Origin of the sequence: Agrobacterium sp. MCAB5, from assembly GCF_052114365.1 — a bacterium.
Classification (GTDB): domain Bacteria; phylum Pseudomonadota; class Alphaproteobacteria; order Rhizobiales; family Rhizobiaceae; genus Agrobacterium; species Agrobacterium tumefaciens.
The window spans coordinates 24,615-46,537 of sequence record NZ_JBFREP010000003.1 but is presented as its reverse complement, the minus strand read 5'-3'; the positions used below and the strand labels follow the sequence as shown (position 1 = coordinate 46,537).

Genomic DNA, 21,923 nt, shown 5'->3' with positions numbered 1-21,923 from the left:
GCCAACATAATCTTAGTCAAACCCGCCCGTCGCCTGAAGTGCGGTAGAGCAGGGTCAGTACGGTCAAAGCCAGCCCGACCAGCGCGACCGAGCCGAAAATGTAGAAGTTCCACTCCGGAGCCAGGCCCCTTTGCAGCACGAGACCGCCGATCATCGGACCGGCGATGCCGCCCAGCCGCCCGACGGCCAGGGAAAAGCCAAGACCCGTACCGCGAATATGGACAGGATAAAGCCGCCCGACCAGAACGTTGGCAAGAATCTGGGTTCCAATCGTTCCCGCACCCGCAAGGGCAACGAAGAGATAGAGCAACGGCCCCTTGTTTACCGTCAAGGCCCAGATCGAGGCCGCGCCAATGGCAAAAAGGACGGCCACAACCACCTTGACGTTACCCTTGTCGGCGAAACGTCCGCCGATGAGAATGCCAATTGCGGCTCCGACATTGAGCATGATGGAAAAGCTGAGCGCCGAACTGATGTCGTAGCCCATCTTGTTCATGATGGTGGGCAGCCAGTTGACCATGCCGAAGGTCAGCAGAAGCGAGCAAAAGTGAATGCCCCAGGCATTCAGCGTCGAAAGCAGCCGGCCTTCCGAGAAGAGGGCGCCCACGCCGCCCTTTTGGATCTTGGCATGCGGCGTAATGCGTTGCAGGCCGTAAGTGTCGCAAATCCCGTCTGCCTCTGCCTGCCGGCCCTTGCTTGCCAGCCATTCCGGCGATTCCGGCAGGAACCGCATGAAGATCGGCAGAAGAATAAGCGGCAGGCCGCCGATCAGCATCAATGGCCGCCAGCCATAGCTCTCCAGAAGCAAAATACCCATGAGGCCGGAAATGATGCCGCCGATAAGATAACCGAGGAAGGAAAGGGAATTTGCCTGCGCCCTGCGCTTTGGCGGCGAGAACTCCAGCACCAGCGCCGTCACCGTCGGCAGGAGCGCGCCAAGGCCGAGACCGGCGAAGAAGCGCGTGATTTCGAAAGCAAGAAAGTTCGGCGTCATGGCCGAGGCGATCATCATCGCTGAAAATCCGGCAAGGCTGATGAGAACGACCTTCCGGCGGCCGATACGGTCCGCCATGGTGCCGGCAAACAGCGCGCCGAGCAGCATGCCCACCAGCGTCAAGGCGGCAGCCCGCCCGACCATGGCCGGATTGAGCGCCCATGCGCCTTCTTTCAGCAACGCCGGTGCAACCGCGCCGTAAACGACAAGATCGTAACCGTCGAACATGATCATCAGGCCGCATGTCGCGATGACGCCAGCCGGGTTCTTCGTCCGCACCGAGGCGGCGCTCATATAGTTCGTGGACATATTCCTCCCTTTCACGCATGAACGCGCCACCCGGAATGGATCGACGTCTTCCCGTTCCTGCGATTGCTCCCTGGGTGCCCGGCTTGCTCCACCCTGATGTGCGTCTCGCTCCTGTCAAGACACATATCGCCGGCATCACCCGCCTTCGATTAAATGTTGCGTTTGCAAAAATTGCAATTGAAATATTAACAATCGTCAACAGCCATTGCAGGCGTGGATTTCAGTCGCCTTCCAGCCCCGAAATCCTCGACAAAGTCGGCGTCCAGTTCAAAATACGAATGCGGTTATAGACGCCGTGAATGACAAAAGGGTCGGCGTCGCTAAAAGCCATGACGTCCTCGATACAGCGGGCTTCAGCAATGATGAGGGCCGCGGCAGACCCTCCGCTTTCCGCCTGCATCGGGCCGGATGCGAGAATTCTGAATCCTTCCGGAACGCCATCTTCGTTGCGCAAATGAGCCTTGTGGGCACTCATTTGCGCCAACCTTTGCTCAGCGGCAGCGGGATCACTTTCCGCAAAACGCACATAGAGCCGGGGACGATCGCTACCGCGGGTCATCGGGCGAGCACGAAATCGTGGTCCACCGACCAGAACCAGCCGTTGGCGAACCCAAGCTCCTGCGCCCTCTGCGCATCCTCCACGCGCTGAAAATCGGCCAGCAGGCTTTCCTTCACACCGAAAACTGCATCCGAACGAATGTAAGGATCATCAGGGTCGAAAATATGCGTGACGAGCGTGGTGAAGCCTTCTGCCGAAACGATGTAGTGCAGATGCGCTGGTCGGTAGGGATGACGCCCCATGGCCCGCAGAAGCTGCCCCACGGGGCCATCATCCGGTATCGGGTAATATTTCGGCTTCGCCGCCCGGAACCAGTAGCGTCCGTCCTCACCGGTGACGAATACGCCACGCAGGTTGAAATCGGGCTGAATGCCCTTCTGCTGCACGTCGTAGAAACCTTCGTCATTGGCCTGCCAGACGTCAATGCGGGCGCCTGCGACCGGCATTCCGTCGGTGTCGAGAATGCGGCCGGTTACCAGCATGTCCTCGCCCTTGCCGTCGAGGCAGATATTGGCGCCCATCGGCATCTCAGGCGCATCGGCCACATGAAAAGGCCCGAGAACGGTGGATTCCGACGCGCCGCTCGGCTTGCGGTGGTTGATCGCATCGACCAGCATGGAAACGCCGAGAATATCGGAAAAAAGGATCCACTCCTGCCGCCATTCATTGCAGATCTGGCCGACCTCGGTCAGAAAATGGATCGCCTTCATCCATTCCTCTTCAGTCGGCTCAATCTCTTTCACCGCCTCGTGAAGCTTGCGGGTGACGACCGCCATGATCTCCTTGAGACGCGGATCGTCACAATCGCGCATACGGGCAATCACGGTTTCGGCCGAACGTTCCTCGACGAAATAGCCGTCGTCACCGGTTGTTTTCATGTCCATAATGTCCTCCTCCCATCATTGCCGCTCCCTGCTTGCCGGATCACTCCGGCCTTGCGCCCTCGAAGGCGCGTTGCAACAGGGCGCGGATCGCGGTTTTTTCAACTGGCCGCGGGCACCAGTAAGGATTGGCGGTCGCAAGCTCGGCCATAGCGTCGAGATCTTCCTCGCCAACACCGAGTGCTGCAAGGCTTGCCGGCGCGCCGAGCCGGGCGGCAAAATCGTAAAGACCCGTCCCTGCCCTGCCACCGACAAGTGCGGCCAGCGGCGCAAGCTGATCCGGCACCGCCTGTTCCACATAAGCGATGGTATGCGGCAGAAGCACCGCATGGGTTTCCGCATGCGGCAAATCCAGACTGCCGCCCAGCGTATGGCAAAGCTTGTGATGCAGCGACATGCCAACAGCGCCAAGCACCGTGCCACACAGCCACGCGCCGTAAAGTGCCGTTTCGCGCGCCTTGGTATCTTGCGGCTCCATCCTCACACCGGGAAGCGCCTCGATCATCGCCCGCAACCCTTCCACCGCCATCATACTGGCGATCGGATTGCGATCCCGAGCATAAAGCGCCTCTGCCGCATGGGCCATGGCGTTTAGCCCGCTGGTCATGCTGATGCCAACAGGTAATCCAAGTGTCAGCTCGGCGTCGTAAATCACCACTTCCGGCAGGATTTCCGGACCGCGCAGGGTGGTCTTCACGCCATTTTCCGTCTGGCCAAGAATGGGCGTCACCTCAGAGCCGGCATAGGTCGTTGGAATGACGATCTGGGGCGCATCGGTGCGCAAGGCAATGGCCTTGCCAAGACCGGTGGTAGAGCCGCCGCCGAGCGACACGACGCAATCGGCACCGGCAGCGCGATAGGCCTCGACCGCCCGTTTCGTCACCTCGACCGGCGTGTGCATGGCCGCATCGGAAAAAACACCGGCAGCCAATGGGCCAAGCCGGGCGGCCAAAGCCTCCGCATCGCCCTTCTGATGGGGTGTGGAAAGCACCAACGCCCGTGACAGCCCGAGGCGACGGATTTCCTCCGCCACCCCCACGGAGCTACCCGTGCCAAAGACGATGCGGGCCGGGGCCGTCGTATAGACGAACGGCTGCATGGCTCAGGCTCCGTCGAGCTTGAACAGGCGGCGCGCATTGGTACGGCCGATCTTTACCCGGTCGGCCTCGGCAATGCTCGTCGCATTGAACCAGTCGGAGGCGTGATCGATGTTCTCGAAGGGCCAGTCGGTGGAGAACAGGATGCGGTCGGCACCGATTTCCAGAATGGCATCGATCAGGGTCTGGGTGCGGAAATTGCCAGAGGTGGTGATGTGGAAATTCTCGTTGAAATAATCCATGAAACGGCGCTTGGCCGGATAGCGCGGCGGCAGCTTCACCCAGGCATTGCGGTGGTCGATGCGCCACATCATGTAGGGCAGGCCCTCGCCCATATGGCCAAGAATGATGTTGAGGCGCGGATGCTCATCGAACAGGCCTGATGCCATGAGGCGCAGCGCGTGAACCGCCGTTTCCTGCGCAAACGCCCAGGTGGGGCCAAGCAGCCAGGGGTGGCCGTCGTAGATGCGGGAATCCTGCGGCAGCGGATTGCGCGGATGCAGATAGAAAGGCACATCAAGCTTTTCCACCTCGCCCCAGAATGGACGATATTGCGGCAGGTCGTAATAAAGCGGTGTCTGGCCATCGCCCTCCTGGCTGAAGCCGTTGACGAGCGCGCCGACGAAACCGAGATCGTTGACGCAGCGCTGAAGCTCCTCGGTCGCCGCATCCGGGTCCTGCAACGGCAGGGCTGCGAAGGCGAGGAAGCGGTCCGGCCGCTTGGCGCATTCTTCAGCCAGGACGTCATTGGCGCGGCGCGCAATCTCGATCGCCTTCTTCTTGTCGGGAATAGCCTGCACCGCCGGCGCATTCAGCGACAGGATCATGGTTTCGATGCCATGCGCATCCATCAGCTTCAGGCGCGTATCCTGAATGTCGAGCAGGCGATGCTGCAGTTCCTTCCAGTAATCACCGGGCACGAACCCGGCCGAATCCTGAAGTGTTTCCGGGATTGCGAAATGCTCTTCGAGAGCGACCTTGCCTTGCATGTTATTTCCTCCGAAAATCGCTGTTCAGTTGCCGCCACATGTGCGGTCAATATTGGCCCTTGGGTTCCAGGCCGAGCATGCTCTGGCCGATCATGGTGCCCACGGCATCCCAGTTCATGCTGATATGGCGGCCCACCGCATTCGCATCCCGCCAGGCCCGCTGGACCGGATTGGAAAGATCAAGCCCGACACCGCCGGTGGAATCGTTGAGTGCCTGCACGGCGCGCAGCGCCAGAGAGACCGAAAAGGACTGGCCGCGACGGCTCAATAGCCGGTCGTCCACCGAAAATTCCGCCCGCCCTTCAAGCCTTGCCTGTGAGAGTGCCTGAGCCCGCGCAACGTCGCGCAACAGGATTTCACAAGCGGCATCCACGCTCGCAGCGGCTTCCGCGACACGCAGCTGGATGGTTGGAAATTCCGCCATGCGGTTATTGCCGCCCGCCACCGCACCGCGGGTCACCCGGCCACCGACATGATCGACATAGGCTGCCAGGGCACCCTTGGCCGCACCGACGCCAGTCGAGGCGAGACAGGAAGGAATGCCGGTCAGAAGCGGCATGTTGAAGAGACCTTCCTGCGCATAAAACCGCCCGCCCGGCGTGTGGCCGCTGGTCGCGTCCGGAAAGGTCAGAACCCGATGTTTGGGAACAAAGACATCATCGAGAACCAGCGTCTTGGAACCCGTGCCGGCCAGTCCGACCACATGCCACGTGTCTTCAATGGCATATTGGCTTGCAGGCACGAGAAGGAAGGCCGGAACCGGCCTGCCTTCGCCCTGCGGCGGCAGGATGGCGGCGCAGAGAGACCATTGGGCATTCTCGCAGCCCGAGGCAAAGGCCCATTTGCCGCTCAGGCGGTAACCGCCGTCAGCGGCCTCCGCCATCTTTACCGGCGCATAGGAACCACACAGAAGCGCGTCAGGGTTTTCGTCCCAGACATCCGCCTGCGCCTTCTCTGGAAACATCGCCAGCAGCCATTGATGGGCGGAAAGCAGGCCGGCAACCCAGCCAGTCGACGCGCAGGCCGCCGAAAGCTCGATATTGGCTTCGACAAGCTCGGCAAATTCACCGCCCTGCCCGCCGAAAGCCCGCGGTTTGACGACATCGAAATAGCCGATGCCGCGCAGCGCCGCGATATGACTGGCGGGAACGCGGCGCGCCTCCTCTGTTTGTCGGGCGCTGGACCGGAAAAGATCCGCTACACCGGCAACGCGACCGACGAGGCGGACATGCGGGTTCGTTTGCGCCGGCTGCGGCGCATTGCTCATATCGTTCATGATTGTCTCCTCCGAGAATAGTCTAGCCGGGAAATATCAGGCGGACAGGCCTGCCGGGCTTGCGGCGCAATATTGGGCATTTTCGTAAAGCAGCGGTCGTGTCGTCTCGCTTACATCGGCCGACACCACCTGTCCGATAAACACCGTATGCGTTCCATATGGCATTGCCGCGACACGGCGGCAGGCGATGGCGGCATGGGCCGTGGGCAGATAAAGAACACCGTTGTCATGACGCTGCCACTCGCCGTTGCGGAAACGCTCCTCCGGCGAAACCTTGCCGCTGAAAGCATCAGACAAGGCAATCTGGTCCTGCGTCAGCACATTCACGATGAAATCGGGCCGGCAGAGCAGCAATTCGTGCAGAAACGTGCGGTTGTTCAGGCAAACCAGAAGAGAGGGCGGCTCCATCGAAACCGAGGTGACGGCGGTAACCGTCATGCCGTGATCGCGCTGATCACCCGTGGCACAGGCAGTGATGACCGTCACGGTCGCCGGAAAACGGCGCATCGTCGTGCGGAAATTCTGGCCGACGCCTTCAGGCGCAAGATTGTTCAGGCCAAACAGTGCTGATGTCATGAGATCCTCCCAAATCCTGCATTCTTAAATATTTTCATTTGCAACATTTGTCAATGCAAATGTTTTACGGCGGAGGAAGCTGCGATATGGCCTCGCCGTCCCCGGTCTTCTGGAGCGAAACTATTGAAACTGATAGATTATGCCGGTACAGCCGATGGGTGCGCCACGTAATCCGCGCACGTGTTTCTCAAAACGGGGTTTTGCTTGTGTCTTATCAGTTCACTGACTCGGTGCCCTACCTGCTCAACTGGGTAGGTGTTCGGCTTGGAGAGCGTTTCTCCCTGAGGCTGGCATCCTATGACATCACCCTGCCGATGTATCGTGTGCTGGCAACGCTGAGACAACAGGAAAGCAAAACGCTGACCGAGCTTTCAGACCTCGTGTCGGTGGAGATTTCCACGCTCTCCCGGCTTGTTGGCCTGCTCGTCAGACGCAACCTCGTCAGCCGCGAGCGACCGGTCGACAATGCGCGGATCGTGCGCATCACGCTGACGCCAAAGGGTGAAGAACTTGCCGAGGAACTGATGCCCATCGCCGCCATGTTCGAAAAGACCGCGATCGAAGGCCTCGACCCGGCCGAAGTGAAACTTTTCAAAAGCATCCTGCGCCACATCGGCCGCAACATTGCGGGTCTCTGATCCCCCAAGGATCCGCTGACCCGTCACGACCTTCGCGTGCAATGTACTTGTAATGGCTGGTTCCTATCCCTGTGGCAACTCACCACAGCGGAGGAAATTTGCCCATGTCCGAGAGATTGTCACCCGCCTTCCTGACAACGCTCGCCCTTGTCACAGCATCGATCCTGGTTTCGGCCTGCGCCTCGACAGTCATGAAAAGCTACATCGGCGCGCCCATCACCAGCGTGATGCTGGACTATGGGCCGCCGGACAATATCTATAGCCTTGGCGGTGGACAGCAGGCCTACCAGTGGCGGAAGAACAAGACACAAGCTGTCGCCGGATCATCGAGTGGCGAAGTGCGGACAACACGAAGCGGGGAGCGTTACGAAGTGTCCGAGACGCCGAGTTATGTCGAGCGCATAGACTGCTTCTACACTTTCTACACACGCAATTCCGGCGGCGAATGGTATGTAACGAGCTTCCGGCAACCGTCACTCGAATGCGAGTGATTGTTCCCGGATTTCAAACTCAGCCCTCCCAGATTTTTGACCGCCGCTTTGATGCTTGAAGCGGCGGTTTTCGTTGAAACGTTCTCCCTGGGATTTCTCATCGGATGGGCCGGTCAGAAGCGGTAGTTCAGGCCGGCCTTGATGACGTGATCATTTGGATCGGACTTCGACCTGCCGCTCGCCAAACTTGGCCGACAGGCAGCCGCCGAAGCTCTGTTCGACGCCAGCGCCAACCCGATAGCCCTGGTTCCAGCAGTCGGCACCCGTGACGCCGTTTCCATCCTTGAACTTGGTGGTGGTAAGGCCGGGGAAACATGCCTGATCGCTTACAATCCCGTCAGCTAGACACTGTCAGCCGCAGCACCTTTCGAAGCCACCGAGCGAATTTCCAGCCGGACGCAAAAACCGGGATTGAGGTCGAGGAAGACAACGCGTCCGCAATGGATCTCTGCCGCCTTCTGGACTAGGTTCAACCCGAGGCCTGCTCCTGGCGAGTTCGTATTGACGCGGTGAAACGGCTCGAATACCTGCTCGCGCTCCGAGACGGGGATGCCCGGCCCTTCATCGCAAACGTCAATGAAGCCCGCAGCACCGACCCGGATCGTGATAGCACCCTTGCCGCCGCCATGATCGATTGCGTTGCGGACGAGATTGACGACCGCCATCTCGATGATCGAAGTCTGGACCGTGAATACGGCCTCTCCTTCACTTGGCTCGAAATCGAACTCGTAACCGGCATCCATCGCAATCGGCGCGAGATCGGTCGCGATGCGCTCGACAAGGATGTTCAGGTACTGCCGCTCGGCGGGTAATTCCACCACGCCGACTGCCTGCATCTCCAGCAACTGGTGCGCAACGCGTGTGAGGCGATCGATATCGGCCCGGAGTTGTCGGCTCAGCGGGTCATCGGGCAAAAGATCGGCCCTGATCCGCGCGATTGCAATCGGCGTTCTCAGCTCATGCGCGGCATCGGCAAGAAAGCGGTTACGGCGATTATATCCCTCATCCAGCTTGGAGAGCGCGACGTTGAAGGCATTTACCAGGGGAATGATTTCGCTGGGCACCTTGGAACGATTGATACGGGCAGACCGGTTCTCGAAATTGATGGATTGCTCCTGGCTGACCGTTTCCATGAGGCCGCCAAGTGAACGGCCGACCGCCCTCGGGGTCACGATCAATGTCGCGATACCAGTCAGGATCAGCATGGGCACGACGGCGATAAGAATGACGAAGCCCACACCCGGCAAGACAGTAAGCCAGCGGATCTCGCCGTTGGCATCTTTTTCCAGATCTAACTGCATACTGATCCATAGGCTGAGGCCGTCATTCGGGATGCCTTTTTCCGTCCCGGCAATGAATTGCAGCCGCCCGGCAGGCGTATTACGGTTTTCCATGGTGGCCCGGACTGTTTCCCCCGCTTCCAGACGCGCCCTTTCGATGCTTGACGGAAAAACTGCCGCCAAAGCCGGTACTGGGATTTCTCCATATCGCAGGACGATTTCATCGGCGTCCCGCACCAAGAACCAAAGATTCGGATAGCGCTGTTTCAGCTCGACCAATCCGGGCGTGGGCAGAACTTGCGCCCGGCCCTGCCCATCCTTTGTCACGCTTTCCGCAACGATGCGGACAGCCTCTTCATTGGCGCCCTCCAGCCGTGGATCAATGATCCAGATCCAGCCGACGAGGAGGATGACAAACAGAACGAGCAAGAACGCCTGCAAGGCGAAAAGACGCTTCATCAGCGCCCACCGCAGGGATCGGTTGCGCTCCTGCTTCATGTGTTCGCTCGGATGAGATAGCCGATGTTTCGCACGGCTCTTATCTCGACGGTGGCTTCGGCCTGCGCGAGCTTCTTCCTGATGCGGGAGATATGGGCGTCGAGAGCGTTGGATTCGATCTCATCATCCAGGTTGTAAACCGCTTCGACCAGATTGGAACGCGTCACGATGCGGTTCGGGCGTCGCATCAGAGCCTCGAGCGCCAGATATTCCCGCCGCCGAAACTCGATGATGGCACCGGCAACCGTGACTTCATTGCTCTTCGGATCAATGCTCAGATTTCCGAAGCTCACATATTGGCTGGAAAGCGAAGGGCCGCGCCTGTGCAGCGCCCGAAGGCGGGCAAGCAATTCCTCGATCGCAAAGGGCTTGGCGAGGTAATCATCCGCTCCGGCGTCAAGACCGTCAACGCGGTGATCGACACTTCCGAGCGCCGTCAGAACGAGGATCGGCACCGAATGCCTGGCTTTGCGAAGCGAAGACACAAGGTTCAACCCTTCACCATCCGGAAGGCGACGATCCAGAACCAGCACATCGTAAGACCCGTCACGCGCCAGCGCGTCGGCATCGGCAATCGTCCTGACATGATCCGCAAGCACATCACGCCGTCGCAGGGCTTCGAGCAGGGCCCGCGCCATTTCAGGTTCATCCTCGAGAAGCAGGATTCGCAATGACTTTTCCCCAAAGGTGAATGCTTGCCGTCCTCACCACTGGTCGGTGAATGTTACAGCTACATTGCAGGCAAGGAGCCGGACTATCCTTCTCTCACCCTCCTGCCAGACGCAAATCGACCGTCACACCTTGGATGCCTTATCCCGGCCTGTACCCATGTCTTGCATAAAACCGGTCAAGCTCGCGCTGCTTCGGCGCCTCACCGGTGTAGATCGCAATATAGTCCGGGATCCTTTTCATGCGCACGGCCATATCTTCCTCCGACTGCATGGAGATATAGCCGATCTGCACGAGATAGGTGGTGCGGGCACGCACATCCGCCATATTTTCCGAATGGCCAAACCGCATGAACATGCGCGAAAGTGCATCCATTCTCGTCTGATCGGCCTTACGCACCTCGGCAAGAATATCATCGGACTGAAGAGCCCAACTGCGAACCGCAAATTCGAACCTGTTGTCGAAGAGGCCAGCATCCAGCCAGCAATCGAAGACATTCAGCATCGCTTCGGCCAGGGTCTCCGCATAGGCCTCCGACTGCCTGACGATGCTGCCGGTATTCTTTTCGCGCCAGCGGGAGACGAGTGCGGCCAGCAACTCCTCCCGATCCCGGAAGAACCAGTAGAAACTCGTGCGCGACAGACCGAGTTTTTTCGCCAACGGCAGGATTTTCACGGAATCCACGCCGGATTCGAGAAGTGCCTGGTAGGCGGCCTCAAGCCAGCCCTCCTGCGATCCGCGCCAACCGGTCTCGTTCAATGTCGCTTCCATGATGATTTCCTAGCAAATCGGTCTGGTCGCGACAAGGCGAATGTCCACTCATGTCGAATGCATAAACACAAGTGTTTTATTAATTGACACCTATGTACATTCCCGCTTAGCCTTCTCCGATAAACGTTCTCGGAGCCCGGTCGCCATGTCGAATGACCCTCTTCTTCAGCCCTACCAGCTAAAGCATCTCACCCTGCGAAACCGCATCATCGTTACCTCGCATGAACCCGCCTATCCGGAGGACGGCATGCCGAAAGGGCGCTACCGCGCCTATACGCTCGAGCGGGCAAAGGGCGGCGTCGCCATGACGATGACGGCAGGCTCCGCAGCCGTCTCGAAAGACAGCCCGCCCGTCTTCAACAACCTCTTGGCCTACAAGGATGAAATCGTTCCGTGGATCAGGGAAATGACCGACGCCGTGCATGAAGAGGGTGCAGCGATCATGATCCAGCTGACGCATCTCGGCCGCCGCACGCGCTGGGACAAGGGCGACTGGCTGCCGGTGCTGGCACCATCTCACCAGCGGGAGGCCGCGCATCGCGCTTTCCCGAAGAAGATCGAGGATTGGGATATCGAGCGCATCATCAAGGACTTCGCCGACGCTGCGGAACGCATGAAGGCGGGCGGCATGGACGGGGTGGAGCTTGAAGCCTATGGCCATCTCATCGACCAGTTCGTCTCGCCGCTGACCAACGAGCTGGATGGCCCCTATGGCGGCTCGCTGGACAACCGCATGCGTTTCTGTTTCGACGTCTTCAGGGCGATGCGCGAGCGTGTCGGCGACGATTTCATCCTCGGGGTTCGCTATACCGCCGACGAATGTCTTGAAGGCGGCACCGGAAAGGCGGAAGGCCTCGAAATCTCGCGCCGGTTGCGGGATAGCGGCCTGATCGACTATCTCAACGTTATCAGGGGCCATATCGATACGGATCCTGGCCTGACCGACGTCATTCCCATTCAGGGCATGGCGAACGCGCCGCATCTGGACTTCGCAGGCGAAATCCGCGCGGCAACCAGTTTCCCCACCTTCCACGCCGCCAAGATCCAGGATGTCGCCACCGCCAGATACGCCATCGCTTCCGGCAAGGTCGATATGGTCGGCATGACCCGCGCCCACATGACGGACCCGCATATCGTGCGCAAGATCATGGAAAAGCGGGAGGACGATATCAGGCCTTGCGTTGGCGCCAACTACTGTCTCGACCGCATCTATCAGGGCGGCCTTGCATTCTGTATTCACAATCCGGCGACAGGCCGCGAAGAAACGATGCCGCACGAGATCACCAAGGCGACGGAAAGCCTGAAGGTCGTGATCGTCGGCGCCGGTCCGGCCGGGCTGGAGGCCGCGCGAGTCTGTGCCGAACGCGGCCATGAGGTCGTCGTCTTCGAGGCCGCAAACGATCCGGGCGGCCAGATCCGCCTGACCGCGCAAAGCGAACGCCGCCGCGAAATGATCAGCATTATCGACTGGCGCATGAGCCAGTGCGAAAGGCTCGGCGTTACCTTTCACTTCAACAGCTGGGCGGAAGCGGACACGGTTCTCTCGGAAAGCCCAGATGTCGTCATCATCGCCACCGGCGGATTGCCGCATACCGATGTGCTTTCAAACGGCAATGATCTGGTCGTTTCGTCGTGGGATATCATTTCCGGCGACGTCAAGCCGGGAACGAATGTGCTGGTTTTCGACGATGCCGGCGACCATGCGGGCTTGCAGGCAGCAGAATTTCTCGCAAAGGCGGGCGCAAAAGTGGAGATCATGACCCCGGATCGCGCCTTCGCGCCGGAAGTCATGGCGATGAACCTGGTTCCTTACATGCGCTCACTGCAAAAACTCGACGTCACCTTCACCGTCACCTATCGGCTGGAAGCGGCGGAAAGAAACGGCAACCAGCTCGTCGCCCACGTCGGCAGCGATTATGGCGGCGTGACGAAATCAAGGACCGTGGACCAGATCGTCGTCAATCACGGCACGGTGCCGCTGGACGATCTCTATTTCGACCTCAAGCCCGGCTCCAGGAACCTCGGCGAAATATCCTACGACGCCTTGCTGGAGGGCTCCGCCCAAACCGTCGAGCGCAACCCTGGCGGTGCCTACCGGCTCTTCCGCATCGGCGATGCGGTCGCCGCACGCAATACACATGCGGCGATCTACGATGCGCTGCGTCTCGCAAAGGACATTTGAGAGGGCCGCCGCGATACGCTTTGAAACTCAGGCCTGGATCAAGGCAATGCCACGGTTCTTGAACCCGAGTGTGACATCGCTTTCGGGCGGCAGGCTGGTCTCGACCGCATGGTCGATGATGAAGAGCGTGCCGATATCGGTCTCGACTTCATATTCGACGTGACCGCCGAGATAGGCGCTGTGCAGCACCCGCCCGGCAAGTCCCTGTCCGCCCGATTGGGCAATGGAAATCGAACCCGGACGAACCGCAAGCTTTGCCGGGCCGGGTTTGGCGTTGCGTGCCGCAACACGGTGATCGATCCCTCCAACGCGGATCAACGCATCGGCGCCCTCAAGGCTGACCACCTCGCAGCCGACGACATTCGCTTCGCCCATGAAGTCGGCGATGAAGGAAGAAGCCGGCGCCTCGTAGAGTTCCCGCGGCGCGCCTGACTGGGCGATCTCGCCCTCCTTCATCACGATGATCCGGTCGGAAACGGCCAGCGCCTCGTCCTGATCATGCGTCACATAAACGGCGGTAAAACCAAGCCGCTGCTGCAATTCCCGGATTTCGGTACGAACCCGGCGGCGAAGACGCGCATCAAGGTTGGAAAGGGGTTCATCGAGCAGCAGCACCTGCGGCTCCAGCACCAGAGCACGGGCAACCGCCACGCGCTGCTGCTGACCACCGGAAAGCTCGGCAGGCAGACGATGTCCCATGCCGGCCAGCCCCACGAGCTTCAGACCTTCCTCAGCCTTCTCCCGTGCTTCCGCCTTGCGCAGTCCGGAGGATTGCAGGCCATAAGCGACATTGTCGAGCGCCGTCATGTGGGGGAACAGGGCATAGGACTGGAAAACCATCGAGACATCGCGCTCATTGGCCGGCAGCATGGTCACATCCTTGTCGCCGATCAGAATGCGACCGGCCGTCGGATGTTCGAGCCCCGCCAGCATGCGCAGCGTCGTCGTCTTGCCGCAACCGGAGGGACCGAGAAGTGTCACCAGCGTGCCGGGTTCGATGGTGAGCGAAAGGTCGGGGATGGCGGTGAAGGCGCCGAATGTCTTGCGGACATTCTGAAAGGTGACGGAGCCGGGCTTTACGGAAATCATGCGGTTTTCTCCTGAGCGAGAGGAACGGAGGACGCGGACGGCAGTCCCGCGACGCGGTTTTCGCGGCGCAGGCGACGCTCGCCTACAATGAGCTGGAAGCCGGTGATAACAGTGATCATCACCACGATCAGCATGGAGGAATAGGCAATGGCGACACCGTATTCACCGTTTTCGACGAGACCGACGATATAGGAGGTCGCCATGTTGTACTGGGCGCTGACGAGGAAGATGACGGCGCTGATCGAGGTAATCGCTCGGACGAAGGAGTAGACCAGAGCCGCCGTGATCGCCGGGCGCAGCAGTGGCAGGATCACTTTCCTGATCGTGCGGAAACTGTCGGCGCGCAGCGTCAGCGAGGCCTCATCGAGGCTTTTGTCGAGTTGGCTCATTGCCGCAATGCCGCCGCGCACGCCGACCGGCATGTTGCGGAAGACGAAGCAGGCGATCAGGATCAGCGCCGATCCCGTCATTTCCACCGGCGGCAGGTTGAAGGCCATGATATAGCTGACGCCGATGACCGTTCCGGGAATGGCAAAGCTCATCATCAGGGCAAATTCGAAGATGTTCCGACCGGCAAACTTCTGCCGCACGATGATATAGGCCGTCAGCAGACCGACGGCAGCGGTCAGCGGCGCCGACACCAGCGCGATCTCCATGGTCGTCCAGAACGAGTTCCAGGCAACACCGGTCCAGGCGATCGAGCCGTTGGAGAAGCTGACGGAGAACGCGCGGATGTAGTGGTCGAGCGTCAGCGAATTGTCCAGACCCCAGGTCTTCACGAAACCGCCGACGAGGATCATGCCGTACACGACGATGGTGAAGACCATCCACGGCACGACGACGGCATGGACACCAATGGACAGGCCGCGTGGCAGCGCGATATGCGCGCCGCTGTCGCCCTTGCCGGTAACCGTGGCGAAGTTCTTGCCGGCCAGCCAGAAACGCTGGGCGAGGAAGGCCGAAAGCGTGAAGCACAGGAGGATAATTGCGAGAACAGCGGCGCGTGAAGGGTCGTTCTGCGAACCGACAACGGCAAAGAAGATTTCCGTCGACAGCACCCCATGCGTGCCACCAAGCACCAGCGGATTGCCGAAATCCGCCATGCTTTCGATGAAGCCGATGAGAAACGCATTGGCGAGACCCGGCTTCATCAGCGGCAGCGACACCCGCCAGAAGGTACGCCAGCGGTCGGCGCGAAGCGTTTGCGACGCCTCCTCCATCGACGGGCTGACACCTTCGACGACACCGATCAGCACCAGGAAGGATATCGGCGTGAAGGAGAGCACCTGCGCGATCCATATGCCGGTCATGCCGTAGAGCCAGCGGCCGGGTTCGATGCCGAAGAGATAGGAAAGCCATTCGGTGACGACACCGGCGCGGCCGAAGAGCAGCGTCAGGGCAAGACCGATGACGAAAGGCGGCGTTATGATCGGCAGAACCGTCAGAAGGCGCAGGCCCTTCTTGAACGGAAAACGGGTGCGGGTGGCGACCAGCGCGAAACCCAACCCAAGCACTGTGGAGCCGAAGGCGGTCATCAAGGCGAGGAAGAGCGTTCGCCAGGCAACGCCGCAGCGCTCTTCACCCGTGACACAGCCAAGGCTCCAGATGCCGGGATCCTGAATATTGCGGATGAAGCCATCGGCATTAAAGGAGCCATCGAAATCCTGAACGGATGCGATCAGCATGCTGCCGATCGGATAGAACACGAAAACGGTAACGAGGAAGGCCAGAATGGAAATCGAGCCGACGACAAAGGCATCGCCCTTCATCACGCCGCGTTCGGCAAGCCCGAAGGCAAAGAAAAGCACAAAGACCAGAGACATGACAACGGCACCGGCGCCCATGGCGGGCTGGCCATCGGAAAGCACGCCGAACAGGTTTTCACTGACGCTCCATGTCCAGCCGGTAAAGCCGATCGCCAATCCCTGCAAAATCAGAACCACGAGACCGGCAGCACCAATCCACGCAAGCAGCTTGCCCCGCAGCATCGGATCGCCAATCGCGCGGACAAGGCATCCGGCAAGGAAAAACAGGCCGGCACCGGCAAGCCAGGGTTTTCCATAAACCAATATTTGCAGCACACCGGGCGCATTGCTGGGGGAAGAGAGAAACTCAGACAGCCAGCGGAAGCTGAAGAAGCCGCCTTCAATGCGATACCAGGGAAGAAAAACCAGGGCAAAAGCCCCGAGCGCCAGGACAATGTTCAGCCTGCGATTGCCACGTGTCATGGCCGACCTCGCTTATTTCATGCCGATGAAAGAACGGCGGACATCCCGGCTTTCAAAAGCCGGGATGCCGATCGCCGGAGTTCAAATCAGTTTGCGACTGCACCGACCTCGCGGTCCCAGCGTTCCAGCAGCGCCTTGCGCTTGGCCGGGTCGCCATAGGTCTTGAAGTCGTAGTCGATGAGCTTGATGTCCTCGAACTTCGGTGCTTCCTTCGGCACTTCCGCGGTCTTGTTGGATGGAAGCTGGAAGGACTTGGCGTCCTTCATGCGTGACTGGACCTCTGGCTTCAGCGCCCAGTCATACCAGGTCTTGGCATTTTCGAGGTTGCGGGCACCCTTGATGATCGACATGGAGCCAATTTCGTAGCCGGTACCTTCGCAGGGCGCGATGGACTTGACGGGGAAACCTTCCGCTGTCTGCGCCACGGCATCATGCATGAAGACGATGCCGAGTGCCGTCTCGCCACGCGCTGCCGCCTTCACCGGCGCGGATCCGGACTTGGTATATTGCGAGATGTTGGCGTTGAGCTTCTTCAGATAATCGATCGCCTGGTCTTCGCCCATGATCTGCACGAGCGAGGCAAGCGCCGTATAGGCTGTGCCCGAAGAGTTGGGATTGGCGATCTGGATTTCGCCCTTCAGTTCCGGTGCCAGCAGATCGGCCCAGCACTTCGGCTCCTTGTAACCCTTGGATTTGAAGATTTCGGTGTTGTAACCCCAGCCCAGCGCGCCGGCATAAACGCCGACGGTTCTGTAACCGGTGCTTTCCGCCTGTTTGACAGCCCAGTCCTGCAGCTGATCCAGCATCGGCGACTTGTATTCGAGCGTCAGGTTTTCGGAGGCCGCCTGCATGTGCGGATCGCCGGTGCCGGCCCACCAGATATCGGTCTTCGGGTTGCGGGCTTCCGCACGCACCTTGGCATAAGTTTCGCCGGAAGACAGGCGAACCATATTGACCTTGATGTCATGCGACTTTTCGAAATCGCCCTTCATCTGTTCGCAGATGACGACATCGGCAGAGCATATCAGGTTAAGCTCGCCCGCCGCCTGCACCGATGTGGTGCCGAGTGCCGTACCGGCAAAAAGCAATGTGGAAAGTATCGTCAGTCGCATGGTTATCCTCCTGTAGCTTGCGTCTGAATGGTTCGGCAGTCCACAAACATGGCGCTGCCGGTCGCGGCATCTTGTGCTGCCACGCTGTCTGTATTTTCGGTCTTGGATTGCTGACCCCTACTGGGTCGGGTGAATTTCGTTGTCGAAGCGGCTTAACAATCGACTTCGCTCATCGGGTTGGCCAAAGGTGGCGAAGTCGTAATCCACCATCTTGATCATCGATATATCGGGCGCCGTCAGCGGCAATGTCGCCCGGGCGTTGGATGGCACCTGGTTCTGCCCCGCCTTTGCCCCGGTCGCCTGTCCTTCCGGGGTCAGCGCGAATTCAACGAAGGCCTGCGCCAGCGCATCGTTGTGGTTGCCCTTGACGATGCTGACCGCCCCGATCTCGTAACCGGTTCCCTCGCAAGGGGCGACGATCACCAGCGGAAAGCCTTCGATCTTCTGTGTCACGGCGTCATGCATGAAGGAAATCCCTATCAGAACCTCCCCCCGCGCCGCCGCCTTTACGGGCGCCGAGCCGACCTTGGTGTAACTCACCACATTCTGGTTAAGCTTGCCCATGAAACTGAAAGCCTCCTCCTCGCCAAAGAGCTGGACAAGCGTGGCAAGCATGGTGAAGGCCGTGCCCGAATAGTTCGGGTTGCCGGTCTGGATATGGCCGCGATAAATCTCCTTCGCCAGATCCTTCCAGCATGTCGGGGCCGGCAGACTGTTCTTGGCGAGCAGTTCCGAATTATAGGCAAAACCGAGCGCACCGGCATAGATTCCGGCCGATTTCGATCCCGACATCGCATTGAAATTCTGCGCCCATGGCAGCAGATCCTGCTGATGGGCGGGCTGATACTCTTCCAGAAGGCCTTCCGAACCCGCCTGCAAATGAGTGTCGCCTGTACCGCCCCACCAGACGTCGACAGTCGGATGGGCGCGTTCGGCACGAATCTGATCGAGGATTTCGCCGGTGCTCTTGCGAACCATCGAAATCTCGACCCCCATCCGCGCTTCGAAAGCCCGCTGCATGGTCACGCACCAAGCCTCGTCGACGCCGCACAGGACGTTCAACTTCGTCGCGGCCATGCCATGCCCTGCGCCGCACAGCCATAAGGCCATGCTCGCCGCAAGTGCGGTCAATGCTCTCAACTGAGCCTCCCTGCTTGGAACCTCCCCGTTCCAATCTCCGCCATTAGCATGTCACATCCTGACCGCACCGCAATCGAAGAATGGTTACCAATCTTTCCGAACAAGATTACAGATATTACAAATATGACAGGGCGGATAACCAGCTAGGCTTTGAAGATCGCGTCTGCCGCGCCTATGATGATGGCGGGAGGAATACGCAGTGCTTAATCAGAAGGTTCGCATTCTGATCGTCGAGGACGATCCGGATATGGCAGAGCTTATCTCGGACCTCGTCGAGGCCGAGGGCTGGCTGCCCACCTGCGCGCGCTCCGCCGAGGAAGCGGACGAGATATTGGCGAAGGACGTGATGCAGCTGGTGCTCGTAGACCACAACTTGCCCGGCACCTCCGGCCGCACCTTTGCCCAGAGACTACGCAGCAAGGTTGATATCGGCATCGTCATGGTAACGGCTGCCGGCAGCGCCGCCGACCGGGTTCTCGGCCTGGAAACAGCGGCCGACGATTATGTCGTCAAACCCTTCGAACCGATCGAACTCACGGCACGGATCAAGGCCGTTCTGCGCCGGACGATCCCCTCCTTGAAGCAGGAAAAGGACAGCGAGCGCGACCACGGCCGGGCAGCATTGCTCCTCAGCGACTGGGCGATTGATCTCAATGCCCGACAGGCGGTCTGCCTGACCGATCGCAGCAGAACGCTGACAAGTGCCGAATTCGCACTTCTGGAAATTCTGGCCGAAACGCCCAACCAGCCCGTCAGCCGCTCCCAGATCCTCGACAGACTGGGCTCGGAAAGCGACCGCTATATCGATAGAAACGTCGATGTGCTGGTGCTGCGGCTGAGGCGCAAGATCGAGCGAAACCCCGATCTGCCGCGTCACATCAAGACGCGGCGCGGCAGGGGTTATGTGCTCCACACCGACGAGGGCGAGCTTTCTCCGTGATCAGCCGCTCCTTCCTTTCCTCGATCGCCTTTCGCCTGCCCTTTGCGATCGTCTTCATCTGCATCCTCGTCTTCAGCCTATCCGCCATCGCCATCTACGGCCTGCAACGCGCCCGCGATGAAATGGCCGCCTACGGCCTGCAGGCCTTTTCCAGCCTTGCCAAGGCATCGCTGGTTTCGCGGCAGGTCTCCGACCTCGTCTCGAGTGCACCTTTCCTGATGAATGCCGCCTCGCCCTATCGCGTCTCCAGCGAAAGCAGGTCCGTGGTCCAGCAGGTCGATATCCTGCTGGAGATGACAGGGCCAGGCAACGGTGATCGGGTCGCCCGCGGCTTTGCCAACGAGCGCATCGTCGAACTCCTTGAATTGATCAGAACACAGACGCTGGATCTGGCAAAGGATGCCGATGCGGCGCAGGGCCACAAGGCGGAAGCGGCAGCCGCGCTTGGCGAAATTGCCACGGGTCGCGGCATCACCGATCCCGAACTGCGCCGGCGGATGAACGGCATCGTGCAGGCCGCATCCGCATCCGACAGCCTCTTCCAGCTTGGTGAACTGCGCCGCCGCTATGTTGCCGAAACCACCGCGCGCCAGGAAGGTTATCCCGGAGAGCGGCTCCCCGTGGCCGAGCTGCAACCCTATGAGCGGGTCTTTGAAGCGCAGAGCCGTTACCTCTTGGAAATGTTTGCGATCCGCGCCTCGGTGTCGCGGCTTCACATTGTTTCGCGCGATCTGTCCCATGTCACCGAAACCCAGAGCGATGCGGTTGCCCGCAGCCTCAACGAGGACCTGATCTCGACCTCGGACGCTCTGAGCCGGCTATTGGTCATCGTCGCAGTCGCTTCGCTTCTGGTTCTGGTCATGGCAACATTCTCGATTCGATCAGTGATGCGTGTCTCGCGCGGGATCGCGACGCTTTCCAACGGCATGAACGCGCTCGCCAAGGGTGAAAAGGATGTCGGCCCGCCATCCTACACCGGATCGGAGACGGAACTGATCCGCCTGCTCGATGCTTTCCGGGCTTTCCATGACAGCGTCGATCGTGTCTCCCGCCTGCGGCGCACGGCGGAAGCGGCGGCCCGAACCATCCGCTCCACCTTCCGCAACATGAATGAGGGAATAGCGCTGTTCGATCCGACCGGTCGGCCAATCACCATGAACCGCCGGATCATAGAACTTGTCGGTCGTTCCGGCTCGTCGCGTAAGCTGCCGCTTCGCCGTTTTGTCGAACCGATACCGGAGATCGATCCCGCACTGTTCCCTTTCGAGAGCGGCCGAGGCGAGTTGATGGACCGGGCAATCGTGCGCCATCGCACTGGAGATCAACGAGTGATCGAAGTATCGATGTCACGCCAGCCGGATGGCGGTATCGTGCTGCTGGCGCGGGATGTAACTTCTCTAGATCGTCAGGAGGCGGAGGCCGCAAAAGCCCAGAGGCTTGATGGCATCATGCGCATGACCCATCAGGTCAGTCATGAAGTGGGCAACATGATCGGCATCATCACCGGCAGCCTCGGCCTGCTGGAGCGCGAAACTGGTTTCAACGATCGCCAGAAACGCCACATCGCCCGTATCCGCAAGGCGGCGGATCGCGGCCGTTCTCTGGCCAGCAGCATGCTGACCATCGGCAGCCAGCAGCCCATTCATCCGAGCTGCATCAACGTCGCAAACCTGCTGCGCGGCATGGCCGATATCCTTGAGATTGCAGTCGGCCCGAAATGCCGGATTGCGCTGGAGATTGACGAGGATCTTCCCTCGATTGCGCTAGACCCTGCCCTCCTCGAGCAGTCCATCCTCAACCTTTGCCTGAATGCGGCAGCGGCCATGCCCGATGGTGGCCTGATCTCGATCAGCGCCGCTTCCGAGAAGGATGCACTTGTGATCGCGGTCACCGACGAGGGAGTGGGCATGACGCCCGAGGCGGTGGACAAGGCCTTCGAGCCCTATTTCACCACCCGGCAGGAACACGGCGGGGCAGGCCTCGGCCTTGCAATGGTCTACGGCTTCGTCCGGCAGAGCGGCGGCGAGGCGCATATCAGCTCGATGCCGGGCGATGGCGCAAGGGTACAACTGACTTTTCCGGTAGGCACCGACCACGTCCAGATTCGATAAGCCCCGAGAAGGCCTTCCAAGGGGGAGAGGAATTCGTCAACCAATTGAGTTGTTAACTCCCGATCAACTCAGAATATTCACTGTCCGTTTCTT

At 59.9% G+C, this 21,923-nt stretch carries 19 protein-coding genes and 1 pseudogene; 5 read left to right on the top strand and 15 right to left on the bottom strand.

All coding sequences use genetic code 11. The features are described 5' to 3' along the window. Positions 1-16: 16 nt before the first annotated feature. The 7 genes from AB4Z23_RS07950 to graD all read right to left on the bottom strand — a co-directional run bounded on the left by AB4Z23_RS07950 (position 17) and on the right by graD (position 6,681). A complete protein-coding gene (locus AB4Z23_RS07950; protein WP_013636793.1) occupies positions 17-1,303 on the bottom strand; it encodes an MFS transporter in 1,287 nt (428 codons plus the stop codon). A gap of 220 nt (positions 1,304-1,523) precedes the next feature. Continuing rightward, positions 1,524-1,862 (bottom strand): YciI family protein, encoded by a 339-nt coding sequence (locus AB4Z23_RS07945; RefSeq protein WP_111790577.1) that lies wholly within the window; start codon positions 1,860-1,862, stop codon positions 1,524-1,526. Further along, positions 1,859-2,746, bottom strand: a complete 888-nt coding sequence (graB, locus tag AB4Z23_RS07940; RefSeq protein ID WP_065662121.1) for a hydroxyquinol 1,2-dioxygenase — start codon at positions 2,744-2,746, stop codon at positions 1,859-1,861. Before graB ends, AB4Z23_RS07945 begins: the two co-directional genes overlap by 4 nt. 40 nt (positions 2,747-2,786) lie before the next feature. Beyond that, complete coding sequence (graC, locus tag AB4Z23_RS07935; RefSeq protein ID WP_112675643.1) at positions 2,787-3,842, bottom strand: maleylacetate reductase; 1,056 nt, start codon at positions 3,840-3,842, stop codon at positions 2,787-2,789. 3 nt (positions 3,843-3,845) lie between these two features. Continuing rightward, positions 3,846-4,829: a gamma-resorcylate decarboxylase gene (gene tsdA, locus AB4Z23_RS07930; protein WP_003514143.1), complete on the bottom strand. Its 984-nt coding sequence runs from the start codon at positions 4,827-4,829 to the stop codon at positions 3,846-3,848. A gap of 46 nt (positions 4,830-4,875) precedes the next feature. Next, a complete protein-coding gene (graA, locus tag AB4Z23_RS07925; RefSeq protein ID WP_421477089.1) occupies positions 4,876-6,105 on the bottom strand; it encodes an FADH(2)-dependent resorcinol hydroxylase oxygenase component in 1,230 nt (409 codons plus the stop codon). Between the two features lie 36 nt (positions 6,106-6,141). Next, positions 6,142-6,681, bottom strand: a complete 540-nt coding sequence (gene graD / locus AB4Z23_RS07920) for an FADH(2)-dependent resorcinol hydroxylase reductase component (protein WP_003514147.1) — start codon at positions 6,679-6,681, stop codon at positions 6,142-6,144. A gap of 206 nt (positions 6,682-6,887) precedes the next feature. Between graD and AB4Z23_RS07915 the strand changes: the two genes are divergently transcribed. Together AB4Z23_RS07915 and AB4Z23_RS07910 are read left to right on the top strand one after the other, a co-directional pair. Further along, positions 6,888-7,319 carry a MarR family winged helix-turn-helix transcriptional regulator gene (locus tag AB4Z23_RS07915; RefSeq protein ID WP_025594436.1) on the top strand — a complete coding sequence of 144 codons (432 nt, stop codon included), beginning with the start codon at positions 6,888-6,890 and terminating at the stop codon, positions 7,317-7,319. A 104-nt stretch (positions 7,320-7,423) separates the two neighbouring features. Continuing rightward, entirely contained in the window at positions 7,424-7,810 is a 387-nt protein-coding gene (locus tag AB4Z23_RS07910) for a hypothetical protein (protein ID WP_421477087.1), read from the top strand. Between the two features lie 113 nt (positions 7,811-7,923). On the opposite strand, the pseudogene AB4Z23_RS07905 reads toward AB4Z23_RS07910, so the two are convergent. From AB4Z23_RS07905 to AB4Z23_RS07890, 4 genes and pseudogenes are all read right to left on the bottom strand, one after another. Further along, positions 7,924-8,146: pseudogene (locus tag AB4Z23_RS07905) on the bottom strand (outer membrane protein); the annotation flags it as partial. A 5-nt stretch (positions 8,147-8,151) separates the two neighbouring features. Continuing rightward, entirely contained in the window at positions 8,152-9,549 is a 1,398-nt protein-coding gene (locus AB4Z23_RS07900) for a sensor histidine kinase (RefSeq protein WP_441360047.1), read from the bottom strand. Positions 9,550-9,584: 35 nt separating this feature from the next. Then, positions 9,585-10,259, bottom strand: a complete 675-nt coding sequence (locus AB4Z23_RS07895; RefSeq protein WP_003514154.1) for a response regulator transcription factor — start codon at positions 10,257-10,259, stop codon at positions 9,585-9,587. A gap of 139 nt (positions 10,260-10,398) precedes the next feature. After that, entirely contained in the window at positions 10,399-11,028 is a 630-nt protein-coding gene (locus AB4Z23_RS07890) for a TetR/AcrR family transcriptional regulator (RefSeq protein WP_421477085.1), read from the bottom strand. A 145-nt stretch (positions 11,029-11,173) separates the two neighbouring features. On the opposite strand from AB4Z23_RS07890, the gene AB4Z23_RS07885 reads away from it, so the two are divergent. After that, positions 11,174-13,210 carry an NADH:flavin oxidoreductase gene (locus tag AB4Z23_RS07885; RefSeq protein ID WP_013636803.1) on the top strand — a complete coding sequence of 679 codons (2,037 nt, stop codon included), beginning with the start codon at positions 11,174-11,176 and terminating at the stop codon, positions 13,208-13,210. A 27-nt stretch (positions 13,211-13,237) separates the two neighbouring features. On the opposite strand, the gene AB4Z23_RS07880 is transcribed toward AB4Z23_RS07885, so the two are convergent. The 4 genes from AB4Z23_RS07880 to AB4Z23_RS07865 form a co-directional block, all read right to left on the bottom strand. Next, positions 13,238-14,299, bottom strand: coding sequence for an ABC transporter ATP-binding protein (locus AB4Z23_RS07880; protein WP_003514159.1), 1,062 nt, complete (start codon positions 14,297-14,299; stop codon positions 13,238-13,240). Beyond that, positions 14,296-16,527, bottom strand: coding sequence for an ABC transporter permease (locus AB4Z23_RS07875; RefSeq protein ID WP_038492179.1), 2,232 nt, complete (start codon positions 16,525-16,527; stop codon positions 14,296-14,298). Before AB4Z23_RS07875 ends, AB4Z23_RS07880 begins: the two co-directional genes overlap by 4 nt. An 86-nt stretch (positions 16,528-16,613) precedes the next feature. Continuing rightward, positions 16,614-17,639, bottom strand: a complete 1,026-nt coding sequence (locus AB4Z23_RS07870) for an ABC transporter substrate-binding protein (RefSeq protein ID WP_003514162.1) — start codon at positions 17,637-17,639, stop codon at positions 16,614-16,616. Between the two features lie 117 nt (positions 17,640-17,756). Then, positions 17,757-18,749, bottom strand: coding sequence for an ABC transporter substrate-binding protein (locus tag AB4Z23_RS07865; protein ID WP_421477118.1), 993 nt, complete (start codon positions 18,747-18,749; stop codon positions 17,757-17,759). A gap of 229 nt (positions 18,750-18,978) precedes the next feature. Here AB4Z23_RS07865 and AB4Z23_RS07860 point away from each other — a divergent pair, with 229 nt between their 5' ends. Together AB4Z23_RS07860 and AB4Z23_RS07855 are read left to right on the top strand one after the other, a co-directional pair. Next, positions 18,979-19,719 (top strand): response regulator transcription factor, encoded by a 741-nt coding sequence (locus tag AB4Z23_RS07860; protein WP_003514167.1) that lies wholly within the window; start codon positions 18,979-18,981, stop codon positions 19,717-19,719. Beyond that, positions 19,716-21,830 (top strand): sensor histidine kinase, encoded by a 2,115-nt coding sequence (locus tag AB4Z23_RS07855; protein ID WP_421477083.1) that lies wholly within the window; start codon positions 19,716-19,718, stop codon positions 21,828-21,830. Before AB4Z23_RS07860 ends, AB4Z23_RS07855 begins: the two co-directional genes overlap by 4 nt. Positions 21,831-21,923: the final 93 nt, after the last annotated feature.

Bases quoted from the DNA above. Each gene is read 5' to 3' on its own strand.
- AB4Z23_RS07890 (WP_421477085.1), bottom strand. From the start codon at position 11,028: ATGGAAGCGACATTGAACGAGACCGGTTGGCGCGGATCGCAGGAGGGC.
- tsdA (WP_003514143.1), bottom strand. From the start codon at position 4,829: ATGCAAGGCAAGGTCGCTCTCGAAGAGCATTTCGCAATCCCGGAAACA.
- graD (WP_003514147.1), bottom strand. From the start codon at position 6,681: ATGACATCAGCACTGTTTGGCCTGAACAATCTTGCGCCTGAAGGCGTC.
- graA (WP_421477089.1), bottom strand. From the start codon at position 6,105: ATGAACGATATGAGCAATGCGCCGCAGCCGGCGCAAACGAACCCGCAT.
- AB4Z23_RS07875 (WP_038492179.1), bottom strand. From the start codon at position 16,527: ATGACACGTGGCAATCGCAGGCTGAACATTGTCCTGGCGCTCGGGGCT.
- AB4Z23_RS07910 (WP_421477087.1), top strand. From the start codon at position 7,424: ATGTCCGAGAGATTGTCACCCGCCTTCCTGACAACGCTCGCCCTTGTC.
- AB4Z23_RS07900 (WP_441360047.1), bottom strand. From the start codon at position 9,549: ATGAAGCGTCTTTTCGCCTTGCAGGCGTTCTTGCTCGTTCTGTTTGTC.
- AB4Z23_RS07885 (WP_013636803.1), top strand. From the start codon at position 11,174: ATGTCGAATGACCCTCTTCTTCAGCCCTACCAGCTAAAGCATCTCACC.
- graB (WP_065662121.1), bottom strand. From the start codon at position 2,746: ATGGACATGAAAACAACCGGTGACGACGGCTATTTCGTCGAGGAACGT.
- AB4Z23_RS07870 (WP_003514162.1), bottom strand. From the start codon at position 17,639: ATGCGACTGACGATACTTTCCACATTGCTTTTTGCCGGTACGGCACTC.
- AB4Z23_RS07950 (WP_013636793.1), bottom strand. From the start codon at position 1,303: ATGTCCACGAACTATATGAGCGCCGCCTCGGTGCGGACGAAGAACCCG.
- AB4Z23_RS07865 (WP_421477118.1), bottom strand. From the start codon at position 18,749: ATGGCCTTATGGCTGTGCGGCGCAGGGCATGGCATGGCCGCGACGAAG.
- AB4Z23_RS07945 (WP_111790577.1), bottom strand. From the start codon at position 1,862: ATGACCCGCGGTAGCGATCGTCCCCGGCTCTATGTGCGTTTTGCGGAA.
- graC (WP_112675643.1), bottom strand. From the start codon at position 3,842: ATGCAGCCGTTCGTCTATACGACGGCCCCGGCCCGCATCGTCTTTGGC.
- AB4Z23_RS07880 (WP_003514159.1), bottom strand. From the start codon at position 14,299: ATGATTTCCGTAAAGCCCGGCTCCGTCACCTTTCAGAATGTCCGCAAG.